12 protein-coding genes are annotated in these 21,231 nt (G+C 60.9%); 9 read left to right on the forward strand and 3 right to left on the reverse strand.

The window, feature by feature from the left end; translation table 11 throughout:
* Positions 1-29: 29 nt before the first annotated feature.
* The gene (locus MTX36_RS11205) at positions 30-290 is read left to right on the forward strand and encodes a GlsB/YeaQ/YmgE family stress response membrane protein (RefSeq protein WP_243619815.1); all 261 of its coding nucleotides are present in this window, start codon (positions 30-32) and stop codon (positions 288-290) included.
* A gap of 65 nt (positions 291-355) precedes the next feature.
* On the opposite strand, the gene MTX36_RS11210 is transcribed toward MTX36_RS11205, so the two are convergent.
* The gene (locus tag MTX36_RS11210) at positions 356-1,084 is read right to left on the reverse strand and encodes a GTP pyrophosphokinase family protein (RefSeq protein ID WP_374230467.1); all 729 of its coding nucleotides are present in this window, start codon (positions 1,082-1,084) and stop codon (positions 356-358) included.
* A gap of 53 nt (positions 1,085-1,137) precedes the next feature.
* Positions 1,138-1,737: a TetR/AcrR family transcriptional regulator gene (locus MTX36_RS11215; protein ID WP_279394473.1), complete on the reverse strand. Its 600-nt coding sequence runs from the start codon at positions 1,735-1,737 to the stop codon at positions 1,138-1,140.
* 98 nt (positions 1,738-1,835) lie between these two features.
* Between MTX36_RS11215 and MTX36_RS11220 the strand changes: the two genes are divergently transcribed.
* The 7 genes from MTX36_RS11220 to MTX36_RS11250 are packed head-to-tail and all read left to right on the forward strand — an operon-like array spanning position 1,836 to position 9,365.
* On the forward strand, positions 1,836-3,455 hold the full coding sequence (locus MTX36_RS11220; protein WP_243619816.1) for a carboxyl transferase domain-containing protein: 1,620 nt from the start codon (positions 1,836-1,838) through the stop codon (positions 3,453-3,455).
* Between the two features lie 5 nt (positions 3,456-3,460).
* Positions 3,461-5,491, forward strand: coding sequence for an acetyl/propionyl/methylcrotonyl-CoA carboxylase subunit alpha (locus MTX36_RS11225; protein ID WP_243619817.1), 2,031 nt, complete (start codon positions 3,461-3,463; stop codon positions 5,489-5,491).
* A complete protein-coding gene (locus MTX36_RS11230; RefSeq protein ID WP_094271892.1) occupies positions 5,491-6,654 on the forward strand; it encodes an acyl-CoA dehydrogenase family protein in 1,164 nt (387 codons plus the stop codon). The genes MTX36_RS11225 and MTX36_RS11230 overlap by 1 nt, the downstream gene beginning before the upstream one ends.
* A complete protein-coding gene (locus MTX36_RS11235) occupies positions 6,651-7,136 on the forward strand; it encodes a MaoC family dehydratase (protein ID WP_243619818.1) in 486 nt (161 codons plus the stop codon). The genes MTX36_RS11230 and MTX36_RS11235 overlap by 4 nt, the downstream gene beginning before the upstream one ends.
* Positions 7,133-7,966, forward strand: a complete 834-nt coding sequence (locus tag MTX36_RS11240) for a CoA ester lyase (RefSeq protein ID WP_243619819.1) — start codon at positions 7,133-7,135, stop codon at positions 7,964-7,966. The genes MTX36_RS11235 and MTX36_RS11240 overlap by 4 nt, the downstream gene beginning before the upstream one ends.
* Positions 7,963-8,718: a CoA transferase subunit A gene (locus tag MTX36_RS11245; protein WP_243619820.1), complete on the forward strand. Its 756-nt coding sequence runs from the start codon at positions 7,963-7,965 to the stop codon at positions 8,716-8,718. Before MTX36_RS11240 ends, MTX36_RS11245 begins: the two co-directional genes overlap by 4 nt.
* Positions 8,715-9,365: a 3-oxoacid CoA-transferase subunit B gene (locus MTX36_RS11250; RefSeq protein WP_374230465.1), complete on the forward strand. Its 651-nt coding sequence runs from the start codon at positions 8,715-8,717 to the stop codon at positions 9,363-9,365. Before MTX36_RS11245 ends, MTX36_RS11250 begins: the two co-directional genes overlap by 4 nt.
* A 74-nt stretch (positions 9,366-9,439) precedes the next feature.
* Here MTX36_RS11250 and MTX36_RS11255 read toward each other — a convergent pair whose 3' ends face one another.
* On the reverse strand, positions 9,440-9,766 hold the full coding sequence (locus MTX36_RS11255; protein WP_243619821.1) for a hypothetical protein: 327 nt from the start codon (positions 9,764-9,766) through the stop codon (positions 9,440-9,442).
* Between the two features lie 198 nt (positions 9,767-9,964).
* Between MTX36_RS11255 and MTX36_RS11260 the strand changes: the two genes are divergently transcribed.
* Positions 9,965-21,231 (forward strand): amino acid adenylation domain-containing protein (locus MTX36_RS11260; protein WP_374230468.1); only part of this gene is annotated, 11,267 nt, incomplete at its 3' end.

Consider the following 21,231-nt stretch of genomic DNA (forward strand, 5'->3'; position numbering starts at 1 on the left):
TGCGTGCACGACATGTGAGAGGGGCTGTCATGGGGCAAATTATCGGAACCATCATTTTCGGCGCAGTCATCGGAATTCTTGCTCGACTCGTACTTCCTGGTAAGCAGCAGATGGGGATGATCATCACCGTCCTGCTCGGTATTGCCGGTGCATTGATCGGGTACTGGGTTTGGGAGGGTCTTCTGGACAAGGGAGACACCGGCGGAATCGACTGGATCCGCTGGATCATCAGTATCGCGGCAGCGGCAGTTCTCTCCCTCGGCTATGCAGCTGTGACGGGCAAGAAGTAGATAGTCCGCACCAGCAGAAAAGTGCGCCCTCGCGAATGGGAGGGCGCACTTTTGTCTGTTCCCGGTCAGAGACCGCGTTGCAGACGCAATGCTTCGAGGAAGTGTGCCGGAACGGTCAGATCGACGAGGTCGTCGTCAGGATGCGGCAACGCCTTGATTTTGGCGAACTCGTCGTTGAGACGCTCCATTTTCACATCCAACCGGTGGGCCGCAGCGGCGGCCTCGGTGAGTTCGTCGATCAGTTCGATCGGGACCTCACGGTTGTACTTGTAGTAAATCTTGTGCTCGAGGCTGGCCCAGAAATCCATTGCGATGGTTCGGATCTGGAGTTCGATGGGGACGTATTGCACCCGGTCGCTCATGAAGACGGGAACCTCGACGATGAGATGCAGACTCTTGTAGCCGTTCGGCTTGGGGTCGGCGATGTAGTCTTCGCGCTCGATGACCCGCAGGTCGGACTGGCTGGTGAGCATCTCGGCGATGCGGTAGGTATCCGAGATGAAGCTGCAGGTGATGCGGACCCCGGCGATGTCGAAGATGTTCTTCGAGATGTCGTCGATAGTCAGGGGAATCCCTAACCGCTCGGCTTTACGCAAGATGCTTTCGGGTGACTTGACCCGGGAGGTCACGTGCTCGATGGGGCTGTACTGATTGATATGGGTGAACTCGTCCTTGAGGATGTTGACCTTGGTCATCAGTTCGGCGATGCCGAACTGGTACATCATCATGAATCGGGAGAACTCGGTGCGCAGTTCGGCGAACTCGGTTCGACTGATTGCGCTGCTGTCTTCCACGTTCGGCACACCCTCATCTATTAGCTGGTGTAACCAGTCTGCCACTGTTGCCGTCATGTCCGGTTCAGTGCGGCGAGGGTCATACCGCGCAGGACGCGGCGAGTGCGGGCCGGCGACGCCGGATTTGCACTGTGTGGAGTGGAGTTGATCAGGCCGAATGTGGCGTGAGCCTTGATGCGGGCATCTTCTTGATCGAGCGTCGGATCAAGTTTTTCGAGGACATCGACCCATACTTCGACGTACTTGCGTTGCGTCTGGCGGACTTGTCGCCGTGCGTCCGCCGGGAGGCTTTCGAGGTCGCGGTCCTGGATGCGGATGAGATCGGGTTCGCCGAGTGCGAAGTCGAGGTGAAACTCGACAAGGGCATCGAGCGCCGAGATGGGGGAGTCTGCTGCGTCTGCCGCCGCCGATCCGCCCTCGTACAACCGGGTGCTGATGCCGACCAGAAGTTCGACCAGAACGGCGTCCTTGTTGGGAAAGTGCCGGTAGACGGCCGGGCCGCTGATGCCGACGGCAGCGCCGAGATCTTCCAGTCGCACGCTCACGAATCCGCGTTCGGCGATCAACCGTGCGGCGGAGTCGAGGAGCTGACGACGACGGTCGGCTTTCATCTGATCGCGTCGTGTCGGAGCGGTCACCTGCTCAGAGGTCATTTTCTTCGATCTTTCTCGGCTGTGATCTGGACAACTCAGTTAATCATAGTTAATCTAGTTTCAGTTATCGAGCATTAACTCATGGCGAAGGCGGCGGGATGACTCCCAGTGGAATCACGCAAGGATCGGGATACCGATCCGATCACACCGTTCTGGTGGAGGAACTGAAGAAGAAACTGGCACAAGCCGCACTCGGCGGCAACCAGAAGTCGCGAGATCGGCACGTCAGTCGCGGGAAGTTGCTTCCGCGCGATCGGGTGGATTCTCTCCTCGATCCGGGCAGTCCATTTCTCGAGTTGTCACCGCTCGCGGCCAACGGCTTGTACGACGACGAGTGCCCCGGCGCCGGTGTCATCACCGGTATCGGCCGTGTCTCCGGTCGCGAATGCGTCATCGTTGCCAACGATGCGACGGTCAAGGGTGGAACCTACTACCCGATGACGGTGAAGAAGCATCTGCGCGCCCAGGAAGTGGCGCTGCAGAACAATCTCCCGTGCATCTACCTGGTCGACTCGGGCGGAGCGTTCCTGCCGCGCCAGGACGAGGTGTTCCCGGACCGCGAGCACTTCGGACGCATCTTCTACAACCAGGCGACCATGAGCGCCAAGGGAATTCCCCAGATCGCAGCGGTACTCGGTTCGTGCACCGCCGGCGGCGCGTACGTTCCCGCGATGAGCGACGAGGCCGTGATCGTCCGAAACCAGGGCACCATCTTCCTCGGTGGTCCGCCGCTGGTGAAGGCTGCGACGGGTGAGATCGTGACGGCCGAAGAACTCGGCGGCGGCGACCTGCACTCCAAGGTTTCCGGTGTCACCGACCATCTGGCCGAGGACGACCGCGACGCACTTCGTATCGTGCGCAACATCATTGCCACTCTCGGGCCACGCTCGGAGCGTCCGTGGGATGTGATTTCGACGGTTGAGCCTGTCGCCGATCAGAGTGAACTCTACGATGTGGTGCCCACGGATTCACGTACGCCGTACGACGTGCACGAAGTGATCACTCGCCTCGTCGATGGCGGTGCGTTCCAGGAATTCAAGGCCGAGTACGGCAAGACCCTGGTCACCGGATTCGCCCACATTCAGGGCCATCCGGTTGGCATCATCGCCAACAATGGCGTGCTCTTCGGTGAATCTGCCATGAAGGGTGCACATTTCATCGAACTGTGTGACAAGCGCAGTGTCCCGCTGCTGTTCCTGCAGAACATCGCCGGCTTCATGGTGGGCCGCGACTACGAGGCCGGCGGAATCGCGAAGCACGGCGCCAAGATGGTCACGGCCGTCGCGTGTGCACGGGTTCCGAAGCTGACCGTTGTCATCGGTGGTTCGTACGGCGCCGGTAACTACTCCATGTGTGGACGGGCGTATTCGCCTCGCTTCCTGTGGATGTGGCCCAATGCGCGTATTTCGGTGATGGGCGGCGAGCAGGCGGCATCAGTACTTGCGACAGTCCGAAGCGACCAGGTGGCCGGGGCGAGCGCAGCGACGGGGGTTGGTCCCAGTGCGGGTAACCCGTGGTCCGCGGACGACGAAGAGGCGTTCAAGGCGCCGATTCGCGAGCAGTACGAGGCGCAGGGCAATCCGTACTACTCCACCGCACGGCTGTGGGATGACGGCGTGATCGACCCCGCCGATACCAGAACTGTTCTCGGCCTGGCTCTCTCGGTGTGTGCAAACGCGCCGATCGAGCCGGTCTCCTACGGCGTCTTCCGGATGTGAGAGTAATGACTGAGATTCGTACGATTGACACCGTCCTCGTCGCCAATCGTGGCGAGATCGCGGTTCGCGTGATCCGCACGTTGCGTGAGATGGGAATTCGCAGCGTCGCCGTCTACAGTGACGCCGACGCGAATGCGCGCCATGTTCGTGAGGCAGACACTGCCATCAATATCGGACCGGCACCCGCTCGTGAGAGCTACCTCGTCATCGACAAGGTGATCGATGCCGCCAAGGCAGCCGGGGCCCAGGGTATCCATCCGGGTTATGGCTTCCTGTCGGAGAACTCGGCATTCTCGGCGGCCTGCGCGGCTGCGGGTATCGCGTTCCTCGGGCCGTCCGAACACGCCATCGAGGTAATGGGCGACAAGATTACGGCGAAGAATGCCGTTGCGGCGTTCGGTGTGCCCGTGGTGCCGGGTATCGCCCGGCCAGGGCTGACCGATGAAGACCTCATTGCTGCGGCCGACGACATCGGATATCCGGTGTTGGTCAAGCCTTCGGCCGGCGGCGGCGGTAAGGGAATGCGGTTGGTCGAAGACCCCGCGAACCTAGCCGAGGCACTGCGTAGCGCGCGACGCGAGGCAGCCTCCTCGTTCGGCGACGACACCCTGTTTCTCGAGAGATTTGTTCTGCGGCCCCGGCACATCGAGGTACAGGTGCTAGCGGATCAGCACGGAAACGTCGTTCATTTGGGTGAACGCGAATGCAGCCTGCAGCGACGCCACCAGAAGGTCATCGAAGAGGCGCCGTCGCCGTTGCTCGATCAGGTGACACGCGACCGTATCGGTGCCGCAGCGTGCAACACGGCTCGCAGCGTCGATTACACGGGCGCCGGCACTGTCGAGTTCATCGTCTCCGCTGACAAACCTGACGAGTTCTTCTTCATGGAGATGAACACCCGCTTGCAGGTCGAGCACCCCGTCACCGAAATGGTCACCGGACTCGATCTCGTGGAGTGGCAGGTTCGTGTTGCTACGGGGGAGAAGTTGGCCTTCGAACAGGGTGACATCACCATGACCGGGCACGCCATCGAGGCCCGTGTCTACGCCGAGGATCCGAGTCGCGGTTTCCTGCCGACCGGTGGCCGCGTCGTCGATCTGGTCGAGCCGAGCGGCGCCGGCGTCCGCGTCGATTCGGGTCTGCTCGCGGGCACCGTCGTCGGCAGCGACTACGACCCGATGCTCAGCAAGGTCATCGCTCACGCTCCCGATCGCGGTAGTGCTCTGCGCAAGCTTGACCGGGCTCTGGCCGAGACCGCGGTGCTGGGTGTGGTCACGAACATCGAATTCGCTCGATTCCTCTTGGCAGATCCAGATGTGATCGCGGGAAAACTTGATACCGGATTGCTCGATCGGCGCGTCGAAGACTTTGTGGCAGCGGACGCTTCGGACGACGTCCTGATCGCTGCTGCAGCTTATCGTTGGTTGCAGCGTTGGCCTCTGGCAAAAGATCCCTGGGATGTCCCCAGTGGCTGGCGCGTCGGAACGGCAGCTCCGACCAGCATCCGGCTCTCCGCCGGTACACGCATCGCGCACGTCGCGATCACTGGTGAACCGACCGATGCAAAGGTGGAGGTCGAAGGGGCACAGCCGCGCACCTTCACGGCAACGTTGACAGGATCCGCCTTGGTGGTTGTCGTCGACGGACACCGACGCACGTTTGTGGTCGCCGAGACCGACGGTGGACTGTGGCTCGCCGGCGACGGTACCTGGCATGTACGTGAAGTTGCCGAGGTGAGTGTGCGCGGCGAGGACGCCCACGCGGGCGATGCCGAAATTACCAGCCCCATGCCGGGAGCCGTGATCGCGGTGAACGTGGAAAGCGGCGCCGCAGTGAGCGCCGGGCAGTCACTCGTCGTGGTCGAGGCCATGAAGATGGAGCACGCACTCAGTTCGCCGATCGACGGCATCGTGGAAGTGCTGGTGAAATCAGGTGATCAGGTGATGGTGGACCAACTGTTGGCCCGCGTTGTGCCTGTGCCGGACGACATTGCCGAAGACAAGACCGAGAACACGACTCCGAAGGAAGATGCCTGATGACCGATTACCTTGCCACCGGAGCACTTCCGGACGAGTACCAGCAGTTGGCCAAGACTGTGGCCGACTTCGCGAAGACGGTTGTCGCGCCGGTTGCCGCGGAGCACGACGCCAATCACACCTTCCCATACGAGGTTGTGGCCGGGATGGCGGAGATGGGTCTGTTCGGTCTGCCGTTCCCGGAGGAGTACGGCGGAATGGGCGGCGACTACTTCGCTCTCTGCCTCGCGCTCGAGGAACTGGGCAAGGTCGACCAGAGTGTTGCGATCACCCTCGAAGCGGGAGTGTCGTTGGGTGCCATGCCGATCTACCGTTTCGGTAACGACGCGCAGAAGGAAGAATGGCTCCCGCAGCTCACCAGTGGCAAGGCGCTGGCGGCATTCGGATTGACCGAACCGGGCGCTGGTAGCGACGCCGGTGGAACCAAGACCACCGCCAAGTTCGACAGCGGACAGTGGATCATCAACGGCAACAAGCAGTTCATCACCAACTCGGGCACCGACATCACCAAGCTCGTGACGGTCACTGCGGTAACGGGAGTCAAGGACGGTGGCAAGAAGGAGATCTCGACCATCCTGGTGCCGACCACGACGCCGGGCTTCACCGCCGAGCCGGCATATAACAAGGTTGGCTGGAACGCATCCGATACCCATCCGCTCACCTTCGCGGATGTTCGTGTCCCCGAAGAGAATCTGCTCGGCGAGCGTGGCCGCGGCTACGCGAACTTCTTGCGAATTCTCGACGAAGGCCGCATCGCCATTGCCGCGCTGAGCGTCGGCGCGGCGCAGGGTTGCGTCGACGAGTCCGTCAAGTACGCCAAGGAGCGTGAGGCTTTCGGACGCCCCATCGGGCAGAACCAGGCCATCTCGTTCAAGATTGCACGCATGGAAGCTCGGGCGCATGTTGCTCGTACCGCGTACTACGATGCGGCCGCACTCATGTTGTCGGGCAAGCCGTTCAAGAAGCAGGCGTCCATCGCCAAGCTGATTTCCTCCGAAGCGGCAATGGACAATGCCCGGGACGCTACCCAGATTCACGGCGGATACGGATTCATGAACGAGTACGCGGTTGCCCGTCACTACCGCGACAGCAAGATCCTCGAAATCGGTGAAGGCACCACCGAGGTGCAGTTGATGCTCATCGCTCGTGAGTTGGGAATGTGAGCGCCCCGAGGATCATCCAGCGCGGACTGTGGTTCGAAGAGTTCGAACTGGGTGCGATCTACGAACACCGTCCCGGCCGCACGGTCACCGAAGCGGACAACGTCCTGTTCACGACGCTGACCATGAACACGCAGGCCCTGCACCTCGATGCTGCGTACAGTGAGGGCACACAATTCGGTGTACGCCTGGTCAATTCGATGTTCACACTCTCGACAATCGTCGGGTTGTCGGTGGCGCAGTTGACCCAGGGAACCATCGTCGCCAACCTCGGATTTTCCGACATCAGTTTCCCGAAGCCACTTTTCCACGGAGACACTCTGTACGCAGAGACGTTGATCGCAGACAAGCGAGAGTCGAAAAGTCGTCCGGGCGAAGGTATCGTGACATTGGTCCATACCGGCCGGAACCAGCACGGTGACGTCGTGGCTCTGGCTACCCGAAAGACGTTGGTGCAGTTGCGCCCGGAAGGAGAGTCGTCATGAGTTGGACTGTGCCTGGTCCCTCGTGGTTGTTCTGCCCGGCCGATCGACCGGAGCGCTACGCCAAGGCTGCAGCGGCCGCAGACGTCGTGATCCTCGATCTCGAGGACGGAGTTGCGCCCGCTGACAAGGAAGCGGCGCGCATCGCGTTGATCGATACACCACTGGATCCCGAACGTACGGTAGTGCGGGTCAATCCGGTCGGCACGCGCGAGCATGAACTTGACCTTCTCGCGCTCGACGGTACTCACTATTCGCGGTTGATGCTGTCCAAGTGCGAGTCGGCCGACGACGTCCTGTCGTTGGCTCCGGCCGAGGTAGTTGCGCTGGTCGAATCGCCGCTCGGTGCCCTGGCTGTCGCCGATATTGCCCTGGCCGCCAATACGATCGGTGTCATGTGGGGCGCCGAAGATCTGGTAGCGGGGCTCGGCGGAAATTCCAGTCGTCATCCGGACGGTACATACCGGGATGTGGCCAAGCACGTTCGCTCGAACACCCTTCTGGCGGCAAAGAGTTACGGGCGACTGGCAGTGGATTCGGTGTACCTCGATATCAAGGACCTTGACGGCCTGGGCGTCGAGTCCGCCGATGCTGTGGCTGTCGGGTTCGACGTCAAGGTAGCCATTCATCCCAGCCAAGTCGAGATCATTCGTGGTGCCTTTGCGCCCTCGGAGCAAGAAATCGACTGGGCTACACGAGTTCTTGCGGCGGTGGCAACCGAACGCGGAGTATTCGCATTCGAAGGCAAAATGGTGGACGCCCCCGTCCTGCGCCACGCCGAAAAGCTTCTTCACCGCGCCGGAATCTTCTCACCGAAGGAGAACAACGCATGAGCAAGGTCGTGAGTACTGCGTCTGAGGCAGTTGCCGGTATCGCGAATGGTGCCAGGCTCGCTGTCGGAGGGTTCGGACTGTGCGGAATTCCGGACGCGTTGATCGCTGCGATCGCAGACGGGGACGCCACCGATCTGGAGGTGTTCTCCAACAACTGTGGTGTCGACGACTACGGGCTCGGAATCCTGCTGGGCGCGCATCGCATAGCGCGGGTGACGGCGTCGTACGTCGGCGAGAACAAAGAGTTTGCACGCCAGTACCTTTCGGGTGAGCTGGAAGTAGAGCTGACGCCTCAGGGCACACTTGCCGAGCGTCTACGCGCCGGCGGCACAGGCATTCCGGCGTTCTACACGCCCGCCGGTGTGGGAACGCCCATCGAGGAAGGCGGCTTGCCGTGGCGCTACAACGCGGACGGTTCGATCGCGGTGGCTTCGCCGCCCAAGGCGACCGCTGTCTTCGGTGATCGTCGATACGTATTGGAAGAAGCAATTACTGCGGACTTCGCCTTGGTTCATGCCGAAATCGGTGACACAGAAGGCAATCTCGTCTTCAACAAGACTGCAATGAACTTCAACCCGCTGTGTGCAATGGCGGGACGGATCACCATCGCGCAGGTGGAGAAGCTCGTCGAACCCGGCGAGATCGACCCCGCGCATGTTCACCTGCCCGGTGTCTTCGTGCAACGAGTTGTGCATACGGGTATGCAGGACAAGCGGATTGAGAAGCGGACCATCTCGGGAGGTGCACAGTGAGTAGTGCAGAAGAAACTCGCATCGGGTGGACTCGTCACGAGATGGCGGCGCGTGCGGCTGCGGAAATGCGTCCGGGAGAGTATGTCAATCTGGGGATCGGTTTGCCGACCCTGATCCCGAGCTACCTGCCGGACGGAGTCAGAGTTGTTCTCCACAGCGAGAACGGAATCCTCGGCACGGGACCGTACCCGGCCGACGACAAGGTTGACGCAGACCTCATCAATGCGGGCAAGGAAACTGTCACAGTCAACCCGGGCGCGGCGTTCTTCGACTCCGCACTGTCCTTCGGAATGATTCGCGGCGGTCACATCGACACCGCGGTCCTCGGCGGCATGCAGGTGTCGAGTACCGGTGATCTCGCCAACTGGATGGTGCCCGGAAAGATGGTCAAGGGCATGGGTGGCGCAATGGATCTTGTCCACGGTGCGCGCCGGGTCATCGTCGTGATGGAGCATACCGACCGGGATGGAAACCCCAAGATCGTCGAGCGATGCACTCTGCCGTTGACCGGACAGGGAGTCGTTCATCGCATCATCACGGACCTCGCCGTGCTCGATGTCACAGCAGCCGGAATTGCGCTTGTGGAGCTGGCTCCGGGCGTCGATGCCGAGCATCTGCAGAGTGTGACGGGTGTAACTCTGATCTGAGACATCGGTTCGTCTCTCGAAACGCGTCGGCCACTGGCCGGCGCGTTTCGTCGTATGCGGGTGCACGACGGATGTCACATCTGCGCATCGATGTCCGCATTGTCGGCATAAAAATGCTGTTGAACAGCATGAATCGTCAAGGTTTCGAAAGCCTGTACATTTGGTGAGCGGCTTCTCGGGGGGTGTGTGGTGCCGTGTGAAACTTGCTCGAATCCGACCGCTGGGTCGGCAAGTGTGAAGGGGGAGTTGCCGGCGGTGTTCGTTGCATTGCGCGAAGTGTCGGTGTGGGGGCCGTGAAGCGGTTCGTTGCTGTAACGAACATCGACTGAGAACTCGATATGTCTGGGTGTGGCTTTGTCATGCCCAGGACAAATCAGAGATGATGAATCGTTCTGGCTCATAGCGGGTGGATGAGATCGGTGCAGGCTTGTAGCGCGGAAGAGTGCGTTGGGGCGTGTACGTAATGGTGTGGAAGAGAGGCTGTGGGCGTGAATTCGCTGGGAAACGGAAAACTGGAGAGCGGAAAGTCGGAGGTCGGCAGCTCGCCGGAAGACGGTCAGCGATCAGGCGCATTCCCACTCTCAGCGGCCCAGCTCGGCATGTGGTTCGCGCAGCATCTCGATCCTTCGGTGCCCGTCAATATCGCTCAGTACGTCGAATTGCGGGGCGCACTGCAACTGAACGTACTTCGAGAATCATGCGCCGACGCCGGCCGTGAACTCGGTTCGGCCTTCGTGCGGATCTTCGAGGTCGACGCGCAGCCCTTCCAGATCATCGACAACACCCTCGACGACTCGGTTGGTTACGTCGACGTACGCAGCGAAGCTGACCCGCACGACGCCGCGATGCGGTGGATGCGCGCAGACCGCAGCCGCCCGATCGACATGCTCGAAGACCGATTGATCTCGGCGACCATTCTGAGGCTCGGCCAGGACCGTTACTACTGGTACACCCGGGTCCATCACACGATTCTCGACGGTTTCGGAGCGTCGACGTTTGTCACCCGGGTAGCCGAGTTGTATTCCGCTCGCGTCGAAGGCCGTGAACCTACGCCGAATGAAGCCTCCGACCTGCGGGATGTGTACGAGGTCGACAGCAAGTACCGAAAGTCCAACCGGTTCGACACCGACCGCGAGTACTGGGCCGAAAAGATTTCCGACCTCGATGAGGTCTCGAGTCTCGCCGGCCGCAGCGCTCCCCCGGAACCGGTCAGTCGGATCGACAGTGCCGCGTTGTCCAATCACGTCGAAGCGTTGCTCGCTCGGTTCCTCGAGCGGGTCGAGAATACGACGGTCGCCGGTGCTGTTGTCGCGGCTTTTGCGGCATACCTGGCGCAGATGACCGGGCGCGAGGACGTGTCGTTGTCCCTGCCTGTCTCGGGCCGAACCACGGCCGTTCTTCGACGATCCGGCGGAATGGTCTCCAACGTCGTGCCGTTGCGACTGAAGATCACGGCCGAGACGACAGTGCAAGAACTCCTCGACAGCGTCGGCAGCGAGATGTCGGGGGCCTTGCGTCACCAGCGGTACCGCCACGAGGATATGGTCCGGGACGGATCCGGCCCCGGTCAGGGCGGATTCTTCGGCCCGTGGATCAACATCATGATGTTCTCCACGGAACTTGCCTTCGGTCCTCTGGTCGGTGAATTGCATATTCTGTCAACCGGTTTGATCGAAGACCTCGGTGTCAACCTGTATCAGAGTGTGGGGGAGTCGCGGACACACATCGACTTCGAATCAAATCCGAATCTTTACTCCGCGGCGGAAGCCGAACGCAATCATTCGCGGTTCGTAGAGTTCCTCGAAAAGTTCATCTCCGCTGGAACCAGTCGCCGAGTCTGGGACCTGTCCGTTGCGTCCGACGAGGAACGTAAGAGGGTTGCCCTCTGGAATCGCACCGGCTATCACGTACTCTCCCAGTCCATTACCGAGCCCTTCGAACGTCAGGTCGGCAAGACGCCCGACGCGACTGCGCTGATCTTCGAGGGGAACTCACTTACTTACGCGGAGTTCGACGCCCAGGCAAACGGGCTGGCACGCAAACTCATTGCAATGGGTGTCGGTCCGGAATCGCTTGTGGGATTGGCAATTCGGCGCTCGTTGGACCTTATGGTGGGTATGTATGCCATCGCGAAGGCCGGCGGAGCCTGGGTGCCGGTCGACCCTGACCACCCGGCAGATCGAACCGCGTACATCCTTGATTCCGCTCGTCCGGTGTGTGTCTTGACCACCGCTCGCGATGCGGTCGACTTCCCGCTTGGAACCAGAGTCCTCGAGATCGACGGATTTGCCGAAGCCGAACTCGACACCCGCCCCGTAGTCGATGCGGATCGTCTTGCGCCCTTGCGGTATTCGAATACGGCCTACGTCATCTACACGTCAGGTTCGACGGGACGACCCAAGGGCGTGGCCGTCACTCACGCGGCAATCAACAATCAACTTCAGTGGATGAATGCCGAGTACCAACTCGGAGCTTCCGACGTCTACCTGCAGAAGACAGCCACAACATTCGACGTCTCCCTGTGGGGATTCTTCATGCCGCTCCGGGTCGGTGCAACCCTTGTGATCGCCACGCCGGACGGCCATCGCGACCCGATGTACGTCGCGAGCAAGATTGCCGAACATCAGGTCACCATTACGGACTTCGTTCCGTCGATGCTCACGCTGTTCACTGCCAATGCCCCCGCTGGATCGTGTGATTCGCTGCGCCACGTCTTTGTTATCGGTGAAGCGCTCCCGCCGGAAACAGCCGTCGCATTCCGTGAACTGTGTGGCGCGGGTCTTCACAACCTGTACGGACCCACCGAAGCTGCAGTGTCCGTGACGTACTACGAAGCGTGTGCCGCAGATACCACGTCGGTCCCGATCGGGTTGCCGCAGTGGAATACTCAGGCCTACGTCCTCGATGCGCACGTACGTCCCACCCCGATCGGGCAGCCGGGCGAACTGTATCTCGCCGGTATTCAGTTGGCTCGCGGATACGTCGGTCGACCCGATCTCAGTTCCGATCGTTTCGTGGCAAACCCCTACGGCCCGGCCGGTGAACGTATGTACCGCACCGGAGACCTCGTGCGGCGACGTGAGGACGGCAACCTCGACTACATCGGGCGTACCGACTTCCAGGTCAAATTCCGCGGTCAGCGCATCGAACTCGGCGAGATCGAGACCGTGCTGCTCGCGCATCCGGACGTCTCCCAGGCCGTTGTCCTGGTGACGCAGACGCCGACGGGCGACCAGCTGGTCGGTTACATCGTTCCTAGTCCACGGCGCAGTATCGAGTCTGCCGTACTCAGCGAATTTGCCGGCCGAAGCCTACCGTCGTACATGGTTCCGGCGGCCCTGATGATTCTGGAAGCGTTGCCGCTCAACACGAGTGGAAAGCTGGATCGGGCCGCGTTGCCCGACCCGGTATTCGAAAGCGCCAAGCAGTACCGCGAACCGCGCACCGAGGCCGAGCGGGTCGTTGTCGACGTCTTCGCCGAGGTTCTGGGCGTCGACCGAGTCGGTATCGACGACGACTTCTTCGAGCTCGGCGGAAACTCGCTCGTTGCAACGCAACTGGTGACCCGCGTCGGTTCGGCTCTGGGCGTTCAGCTCGGTGTCCGCGAACTCTTCGAATCGACCACGGTGGCCGCTCTCGCTGCGCGGGCCGAATCGGTGGCGGGGAGTGCCAAATCGGTTGCACCGCTGACTGCGAAACCGCGCCCCGACGTGATCCCGCTGTCGTTGGCGCAGCAGCGCATGTGGTTCATCAATCGCCTGGACCCGTCGACGCCTGCCTACAACCTTCCCTTCACTGTTCGGTTGACGGGATCCGTCGATCCGGTAGCACTGCACGCGGCTGTCATGGATTTGCTTGCGCGCCACGAGTCATTGCGTACCATCTATCCCGACGTGGATGGCACTGCGCAACAGGTCATTCTGCCGATCGAGCGCGCTGCTGTGGAGTTGAATGCGACCAAGATACGCAATTCGAATCTCGATGCTGCACTGGTCGCCATCGCCGCGCGCGGTTTCGACGTGACACTGGAGATTCCGGTGCGGGTTGCATTGTTCGAAGTGTCGTCGACGGACTTCGTGCTCGTGATGGTTCTGCATCACATCGCAGCAGATGGATTGTCATTCCGACCCCTGGCACGCGACCTTCTTGTCGCTTATTCGGCGCGAAACGAGAATTCCGTGCCGGCCTGGATGCCGTTGCCGATTCAGTACGCGGACTACGCGTTGTGGCAGCGCGAGGCGTTGGGTTCTGAGGACGATCCACGCTCCGAGTCCGCTCGCCAAATCAGTTACTGGCGGAGTGCACTGTCCGGTCTGCCGGACCAACTGGATTTGCCGACAGACCGAGTGCGTCCGGCTGTTGCGTCGAATCATGGTGCAAAGCACCATTTCCGGATCAGTGAGCGAACGACGCGCAAGCTCAACGAGTTGGCGCGTTCGAATAACGCATCGCTGTTCATGGTGTTGCAGGCGGCCTATGCGGCGTTGCTCAGCCGTATCAGTGGGACAACAGACATTGCGATCGGTGCCCCGATCGGCGGACGCGGCGATCAAGCGCTCAACGACGTGATCGGTATGTTCGTCAACACCCTGGTACTTCGCACCACGGTCGATCTCGACGAGCCCTTCGTCGATCTCATTCAGCGAGTTCGTGATTCGGGTCTAGCTGCCTATGCGCACGCCGATGTTCCTTTCGAGCGACTCGTCGAGGCACTCAACCCCCCACGTTCTCGTGCCCGCCACCCGTTGTTCCAGGTTGCATTGACCGCCGAGATCAGTGCCAAACGCGAACTCGAGTTCTCGGGTGTGAAAGCGGTGGCCGCAGAACTCGAGGTGCCGATCGCGAAGTTCGACATGGAGTTGATGATCTCCGAGGGAACCGACGGGGCAGACGGATTCGATGGTCTGGAGGCGACTCTCACATACGCGACTGATTTGTTCGACGCGTCGAACATGGAGAAGTTCGCGAACCGCTTGGTGCGCATCGTGAATGCGGTAGTGGAAGATTCGGCCATCAAGGTCGGAGATATCGCGGTGTTCGGCAAGGACGAAGCGTCGCAGGTGCTCGACTGGTCGGTCGGTACACGAACTGCAGCTCCCAGCTCGTCCATTCTGTCTGCGTTCTATCGGAGCGTCGACTCCGACCCGTCCGCCGTCGCAGTATCAGATCAGACGCGAGTGTTGACCTACGAAGAGTTGGACAGCCGGTCGACCGTACTTGCCCGGAGTTTGGAGACTGTTGGCATCGGCGTCGGCGACGTGGTTGCTTTGACGGTCACTCGGTCGTGGCAATGGGTCGTGGCAATGTTGGGTGTCTGGAAGGTCGGGGCTGCCTACGCTCCCATCGATCCGAGCTTCCCTCGTGAACGGATTCAGTCAATTCTCGAAGACACCGCTGCGTCGTGTGTGGTGAGTGCGCAGGCCGTCGATCTGAGCATCCCTGTGCTCGTTGTGGAATCCGAGGATTCCACGGACGCCACCGTGATCCGTCCGATCGACCCGTGGGTTGGTGCGAGGGCGAAAGATCATCTCGGATATGTGATTTCGACATCCGGCTCGACGGGCCGTCCGAAGCCGACGATGGTGCCGATGGGCGGCATCGAGAATACCGTCACGTGGTACCGATCCGAGCTCCCGGAAGCCGGGCCGATTCTTGTTGCGTCTTCGCCGAGTTTCGACCTGACACAGAAAAACGTGTGGGCAGCGCTGGCCAACGGAGTGGCGCTCCATCTCAGCGGAGCCGGCTTCGATCCTCCGGAGATTCTGGCGACCATCGAAGCAGGTGGCGTCCGTGTGGCGAACATGTCGCCGAGCGCTTTCATCGCGCTTTCGGATGCGGACCTCGACGGAGTGTTGTCGCAATTGGATGTTGCGTTCCTCGGTGGTGAACCCATCCAGATCTCCAGGTTGTCGCATCTCATGCGCGACGGCGTCCGGATCGTCAACAGCTACGGACCGACCGAGGCTTCCGACGTTGTTTCGGCTCTTACAGCGACCTCCGAACACACCAGTGGTGTCCCGATCGGAACGCCGATTCCGAACATCGACCTGTTTGTACTCGACACCCGGTTGCATGCCGTTCCGGCAGGAATGATCGGCGAACTCTATGTGTCGGGCGTCGGTGTCGGGCGTGGCTACGGTGGTCGATTCGACGTGACGGCTGAGCGATTCGTCGCCAATCCATTCGAGACCGGCGGTTCCAGGATGTACCGCACCGGCGACCTCGTCCGATGGAATGACCAGGGACAATTGGACTACGTCGGTCGTAGCGACTTCCAAGTGAAGTTGCGTGGTCTGCGTATCGAACTGGGCGAAATCGAGGCTGCCCTCGTCGCCCTCGACCTGGTCGTCCAAGCGGTTGTGTTGATGCACAGCGACGAGCGACTGGGCGATCAGCTCGTTGCGTATGTCGTTGGCGACGGTCAATCGGCGATTGACCCGGACGCACTTTCTCCGGCCATCGCGGCGACGCTGCCCGAGTACATGATCCCGTCGTCATTCATGGTCGTGGATGAAATTCCGCTCACCTCGAACGGCAAACTGGATCGTCGTGCGCTCCCAGTTCCCGTGTTCGAGGTTCGCAATTTCCGTGCACCCACCACTCCGGTCGAAGAGATTGTCGCGCAGGTGATTGCGGACGTCCTCGGTGCGGAACGCGTCGGTCTCGACGACGATTTCTTTGCACTCGGTGGAAACTCGCTGATTGCCACGCAGGTCACTTCCCGGCTGGGCAAGGCTCTCGACACCTCGGTGCCGGTTCGGATGTTGTTCGACGTCTCGACCGTCGAGGCACTTGCTGCGCGCCTCGAGGTTCACGCGGGCAGTGGCGGGCGTAGAGCGCTTGTCGCGCAGGCTCGTCCGGCGCACATTCCGTTGTCGCTCGCGCAGCAACGCATGTGGTTCTTGAACCGGTTCGACACTGATTCCGCCGCGTACAACATCACCTTTGCATTGCACCTGACCGGATCTCTTGACTTCGTCGCAATGGAACAGGCACTCGAGGACGTACTGGCCAGGCACGAGGTTCTTCGTACGGTCTATCCCGATACGGATTCCGGCCCGGTCCAGTCGGTTCTCGATGTCGCGCAGATTTTCCGAGGTCTGGATGTTGTCAACGTCGACGAATCGGATCTCGAAGACAGTATTGCCGCAGTAGGTTCCGCGACCCTCGACATCACCGTCGACGCACCGATCCGCGTCCGATTGCTGACGCGCAATGACAACGAGCACGTTCTGGCGATCATGGTTCACCACATCGCTGCCGACGGTTGGTCGATGGCGCCGTTGGGTCGAGACGTCATGATCGCGTACTCCGCGCGCAAGGACGGCATCGCGCCGCTGTGGCACCCACTGCCTGTGCAGTATGCGGACTACTCGCTGTGGCAGCGTGAGGTACTCGGATCGGAGGATGATTCGGCTTCGTTGATGTCGCAGCAGATTTCGTTCTGGACCGAGACCTTGTCGGGCCTACCCGATCAGATCGAGCTTCCCCTCGATCGTCCTCGTCCAGATGTTGCGTCGATGCGTGGTGAGCGATTCGCCTTCGAGATCTCGGCTGATGTACATGCCCGACTCGACGCCGTTGCGCGCGAGAACAATGCAACTCTGTTCATGGGGCTGCATGCTGCGCTCGCCGTGCTGCTCGCGAGACTGAGTGGAACGTCCGATATCGCCGTGGGAACGCCGGTGGCTGGTCGAGGCGACCAAGCTTTGGACGATCTTGTCGGGATGTTCGTGAATACCCTCGTATTGCGGACGGATGTCGATTCGTCCGCGCCGTTCACGGATCTGCTCCAGGCCACCAGTGATGTTGCGCTGAGCGCGTTCGGCCACGCCGACGTACCGTTCGAGCGGCTGGTGGATGTTCTTTCGCCGACACGCTCGCAGGCCCGGCATCCCCTGTTTCAAGTTGTTCTGTCTTTGCAGAATCTAGCGCAGACCGAGTTGGAGCTGCCTGGTCTGGCAGTCAAGGCTGTCGAAATCGACACGACAACAGCGAAGTTCGATCTCGAACTGTCGGCTACCGAGTCGATCGGCGTGCACGGAGAACTGCAGGGCATCTCGGCAGAGTTCACCTACGCTGCCGACTTGTTCGACGCAGACACCGTCGAAGGCTTTGCTCAGCGTTTGATTCGCATTCTGGAATCCGTGGTGGCAAACCCAGCCATTACTGTCGGCGACATCGAGATCCTCGACTCCGACGAACGACTGGCGCTGACCGATGTGCATGGTCCCGAGGGTATTTCGGGAACTCTGGCGGAAATTCTCGTGAACGCCGCGTCTGTGAATCCTGCCGCGGACGCCATCCGCTACGGCGACGTGGCGATCACGTATCAGGACCTGGATGCACGTTCGTCCCAGTTGGCACGTGTCTTGATCGCTCAAGGCGTCGGACCCGAAGATCGAGTGGCCATTGCCATTCCAAGATCTGTCGAGTCGGTCCTGGCGCTGTGGGCGGTTGCCAAGACGGGTGCTGCATTTGTGCCGGTCGACCCGACGTATCCGGTAGACCGCGTTGCACACATGATCTCCGACTCCGGTGCCGCGCTTGGTCTTACGACACGTGAGTTCGCGTCGACGCTTCCGACCGCGACAACCTGGATGGCACTCGACGAAGCCGAGTTCGAGGCAACCCGCGCCGCGCAGCCCACGGCTTCGATCGGTGTTCTGGAATTGCGCGCGCCGATTCGCGAGCAGAATGCTGCCTACGTCATCTACACCTCCGGCACCACCGGACTTCCCAAGGGCGTAGTCGTCGACAATGCCGGTGTGGCGAACTTCTGCGCCGAGCAGGTCGAACGCTACGAGTTGAGCGCCGACGCCCGGACTCTGCACTTCGCGTCTCCGAGCTTCGACGCGTCGGTGTTGGAACTGTTGATGGCTTTCGGTGCCGCATCGACCATGGTGATCGCGCCGACGAGTGTCTACGGCGGGGCGGAACTGGCTGAGATCCTGCAGTTGCACTCTGTCACTCACGCATTCATCACACCGGCGGCATTGGCCTCCGTGGACCCTGCCGGCCTGGACGCACTGAGGGTTGTTGTTGTCGGCGGTGAAGCCAGTTCCCGGGGACTGGTGTCCAAGTGGGCTGTGCCCCTGCCGGATGGTTCGGTACGCGGCTTCTTCAACGCCTACGGACCCACCGAATCCACCGTTGCCAGCAATATCAGTGACACGCTGACCGCGTTCGACCGCATGAACATCGGCGGACCTGTCCGTGGAATGTCTGCCCGAATCCTCGACGACCGTATGCAGCCGGTACCGGTCGGGGTTGCCGGCGAGCTTTACGTATCGGGCATCCAGGTCGCTCGGGGATACCTGGGGCAGCCGGGACTGACATCCGGCCGATTTGTCGCAGACCCCTTCGGTGGCCCCGGCGATCGCCTCTACCGCACCGGTGACATTGTCCGATGGATCGACGGTCGCATCGTGGAATACGTGGGCCGCAGCGACTTCCAGGTGAAGATTCGCGGATTCCGCATCGAACTTGGCGAAATCGAAGCAGCACTTACACGTTGTGACGGTGTTGCGCATGCCGTGGTCATTGTGCGAACTGACGAGCATTTCGGGGATCGTCTTGTCGGGTATGTAGTTCCGAAGTCGGGAGCCACCGTAGTACCCGCAGCGGTGACGGCATCAGTCTCGAAGTTCTTGACCGGATACATGGTTCCGGACGCGATTCTTGTCCTCGACTCCATTCCGTTGACCGCAGCAGGAAAGACCGATACACAGTCACTTCCCGACCCGGAGTTTGTAGCCAAGACCTATCAGGCGCCGGTCTCCTCTGCTGAAGAGGCTGTTGCCCAGGTCTTTTCCGAGGTTCTCGGCGTTGCCCACGTTGGCCGCAACGACGACTTCTTCGAACTTGGTGGAAACTCGTTGGTCGCGACTCGGGTGGCGGCCAGGCTCGGCGACACTCTCGACACGACCGTCCCCGTCAGAGCATTGTTCGAGGACTCAACGGTTGCGGCCTTGGCAGCTCGCCTCGAGGTGCATTCAGGTTCCGGTGCCGTGGCGGCGCTGGTTCCACAGACGCGTCCCGCACGAATTCCGTTGTCGTTGGCGCAGCAGCGGATGTGGTTCCTCAATCGCTTCGAACCAGAATCTGCCGTCAACAACATTCCGATTGCAATCCGGATCGCCGGTGCGCTCGACGTAGATGCCCTGAGCCAGGCGATTCGCGACGTGATCGGGCGCCACGAAGTGCTGCGCACCGTGTACCCGGACATCGACGGTGTCGGGTACCAGGAGATCCTGCCGGCAGATGTAACTCTCGAGCTGGTACCGACGGCGCTGACAGCTGCTGAACTGCCCGAAGCAGTCGCGAATTTGGCGACGGCACCCTTCGACGTGACGTCCGAGATTCCTTTGCGGGCAGCGCTGTATCGAGTTGATTCAGCGGATTACATTCTGATGTTCGTGGTCCACCACATCTCCACCGACGGTTTCTCCCTGGGACCGCTTACCCGCGACGTCATGGTCGCGTATGAGGCACGTACCCGTCACCGCGTTCCGGAGTGGGCACCGTTGCCGGTGCAGTACGCGGATTACACGCTGTGGCAGCGCAGCGTTCTCGGTTCGGAGGACGATTCCGAATCGATCATCGCGAAGCAGATTGCGTACTGGTCTGCAGCACTTGCCGATCTGCCCTCGCAGTTGGATCTGCCGAGTGATCGCACCCGCCCTGAGATTGCATCAGGACAGGGCGCCACCGTGTCCTTCGACCTCGATGTTGACCTGCACGACGCAATCAACGAGCTGGCACTGCAATCCAACTCCACACCGTTCATGGTCGTGCACGCGGCGTTGGCCGTTTTGCTGTCACGATTGACGGCGACGACAGATATCGCGATCGGAACTCCGATTGCCGGTCGCGGAGACGCGCAGCTCGACAATCTGATCGGCATGTTCGTCAACACCCTGGTGCTGCGTACCGAGGTCGATCCGTCGATGTCGTTCACCGAATTGCTGGCCTCTGCACGTGAAGTGGATCTGCAGGCCTTCGCGCACGCGGACGTTCCGTTCGAGCGCCTCGTCGAGGCCATCGATCCGGTGCGCTCGCGCGCACATCACCCGCTGTTCCAGATGGCGTTGACTTTCCAGAATCTGGAGCACACCACGCTGCAACTCAGTGATGTCGCAATCACTATCGAAAATGCAGACTTGGCGTTGGCCAAGTTCGATCTCCAGCTGACCATCACGGAAAGAACAAACGAATCCGGCTCTGCTGCCGGCATTTCGGCGTCCTTGACATATGCGACAGATCTGTTCGATGAATCTACCGTGACGTCGTTCGCTGATCGGTTTGCCTCGATCTTGCGTGCGGTTTCTGCCGATCCGAGTGTGGTTGTCGGTGATGTCGATGTCCTGGCTGCGGGTGAACTGGATCGGGTGCTCTCGTGGAGTAAGACCGGTGCTGATTCCGGTGTGGAGTCGACGTTGCCGGCGTGGTTCGACGGTGCGGTGGCGCGGTTCGGTGATCGGACTGCGGTGCGGTTCGGTGACGAGACGCTGACGTATGGCGAGTTGTCGGATCGGGCGAATCGTTTGGCGCGCCGGTTGATTGCTCAGGGTTGCGGTCCGGAGTCGTTGGTGGCGGTGGCGTTGCCGCGGTCGGCTGATCTGGTGGTGGCGTTGTTGGCTGTGGTGCAGACCGGTGCGGGGTATCTGCCGGTGGATCCGTCGTATCCGGTTGATCGTGTCGAGTTCATGTTGGCGGATGCTGCGCCGGTGTGTGCGATTTCGTGGTCGGGTCGTGAGTTGGTGTTGCCGGTTGATCTGTCGGTGGTCGATATCGACACGGTTGATCTGTCGGGTGTGAATGGTTCGCCGATTTCGGATGCGGATCGTGTTGCGCCGCTGCGGAC

The organism is Rhodococcus sp. ARC_M6, assembly GCF_022810305.1.
Classification (GTDB): domain Bacteria; phylum Actinomycetota; class Actinomycetes; order Mycobacteriales; family Mycobacteriaceae; genus Rhodococcus_F.

Excerpts from the sequence above, each read along its gene's own strand:
- MTX36_RS11215 (WP_279394473.1), bottom strand. The coding sequence starts at position 1,737 with ATGACCTCTGAGCAGGTGACCGCTCCGACACGACGCGATCAGATGAAA.
- MTX36_RS11205 (WP_243619815.1), top strand. The coding sequence starts at position 30 with ATGGGGCAAATTATCGGAACCATCATTTTCGGCGCAGTCATCGGAATT.
- MTX36_RS11255 (WP_243619821.1), bottom strand. The coding sequence starts at position 9,766 with ATGAGCCAGAACGATTCATCATCTCTGATTTGTCCTGGGCATGACAAA.
- MTX36_RS11225 (WP_243619817.1), top strand. The coding sequence starts at position 3,461 with ATGACTGAGATTCGTACGATTGACACCGTCCTCGTCGCCAATCGTGGC.
- MTX36_RS11245 (WP_243619820.1), top strand. The coding sequence starts at position 7,963 with ATGAGCAAGGTCGTGAGTACTGCGTCTGAGGCAGTTGCCGGTATCGCG.
- MTX36_RS11240 (WP_243619819.1), top strand. The coding sequence starts at position 7,133 with ATGAGTTGGACTGTGCCTGGTCCCTCGTGGTTGTTCTGCCCGGCCGAT.
- MTX36_RS11230 (WP_094271892.1), top strand. The coding sequence starts at position 5,491 with ATGACCGATTACCTTGCCACCGGAGCACTTCCGGACGAGTACCAGCAG.
- MTX36_RS11220 (WP_243619816.1), top strand. The coding sequence starts at position 1,836 with ATGACTCCCAGTGGAATCACGCAAGGATCGGGATACCGATCCGATCAC.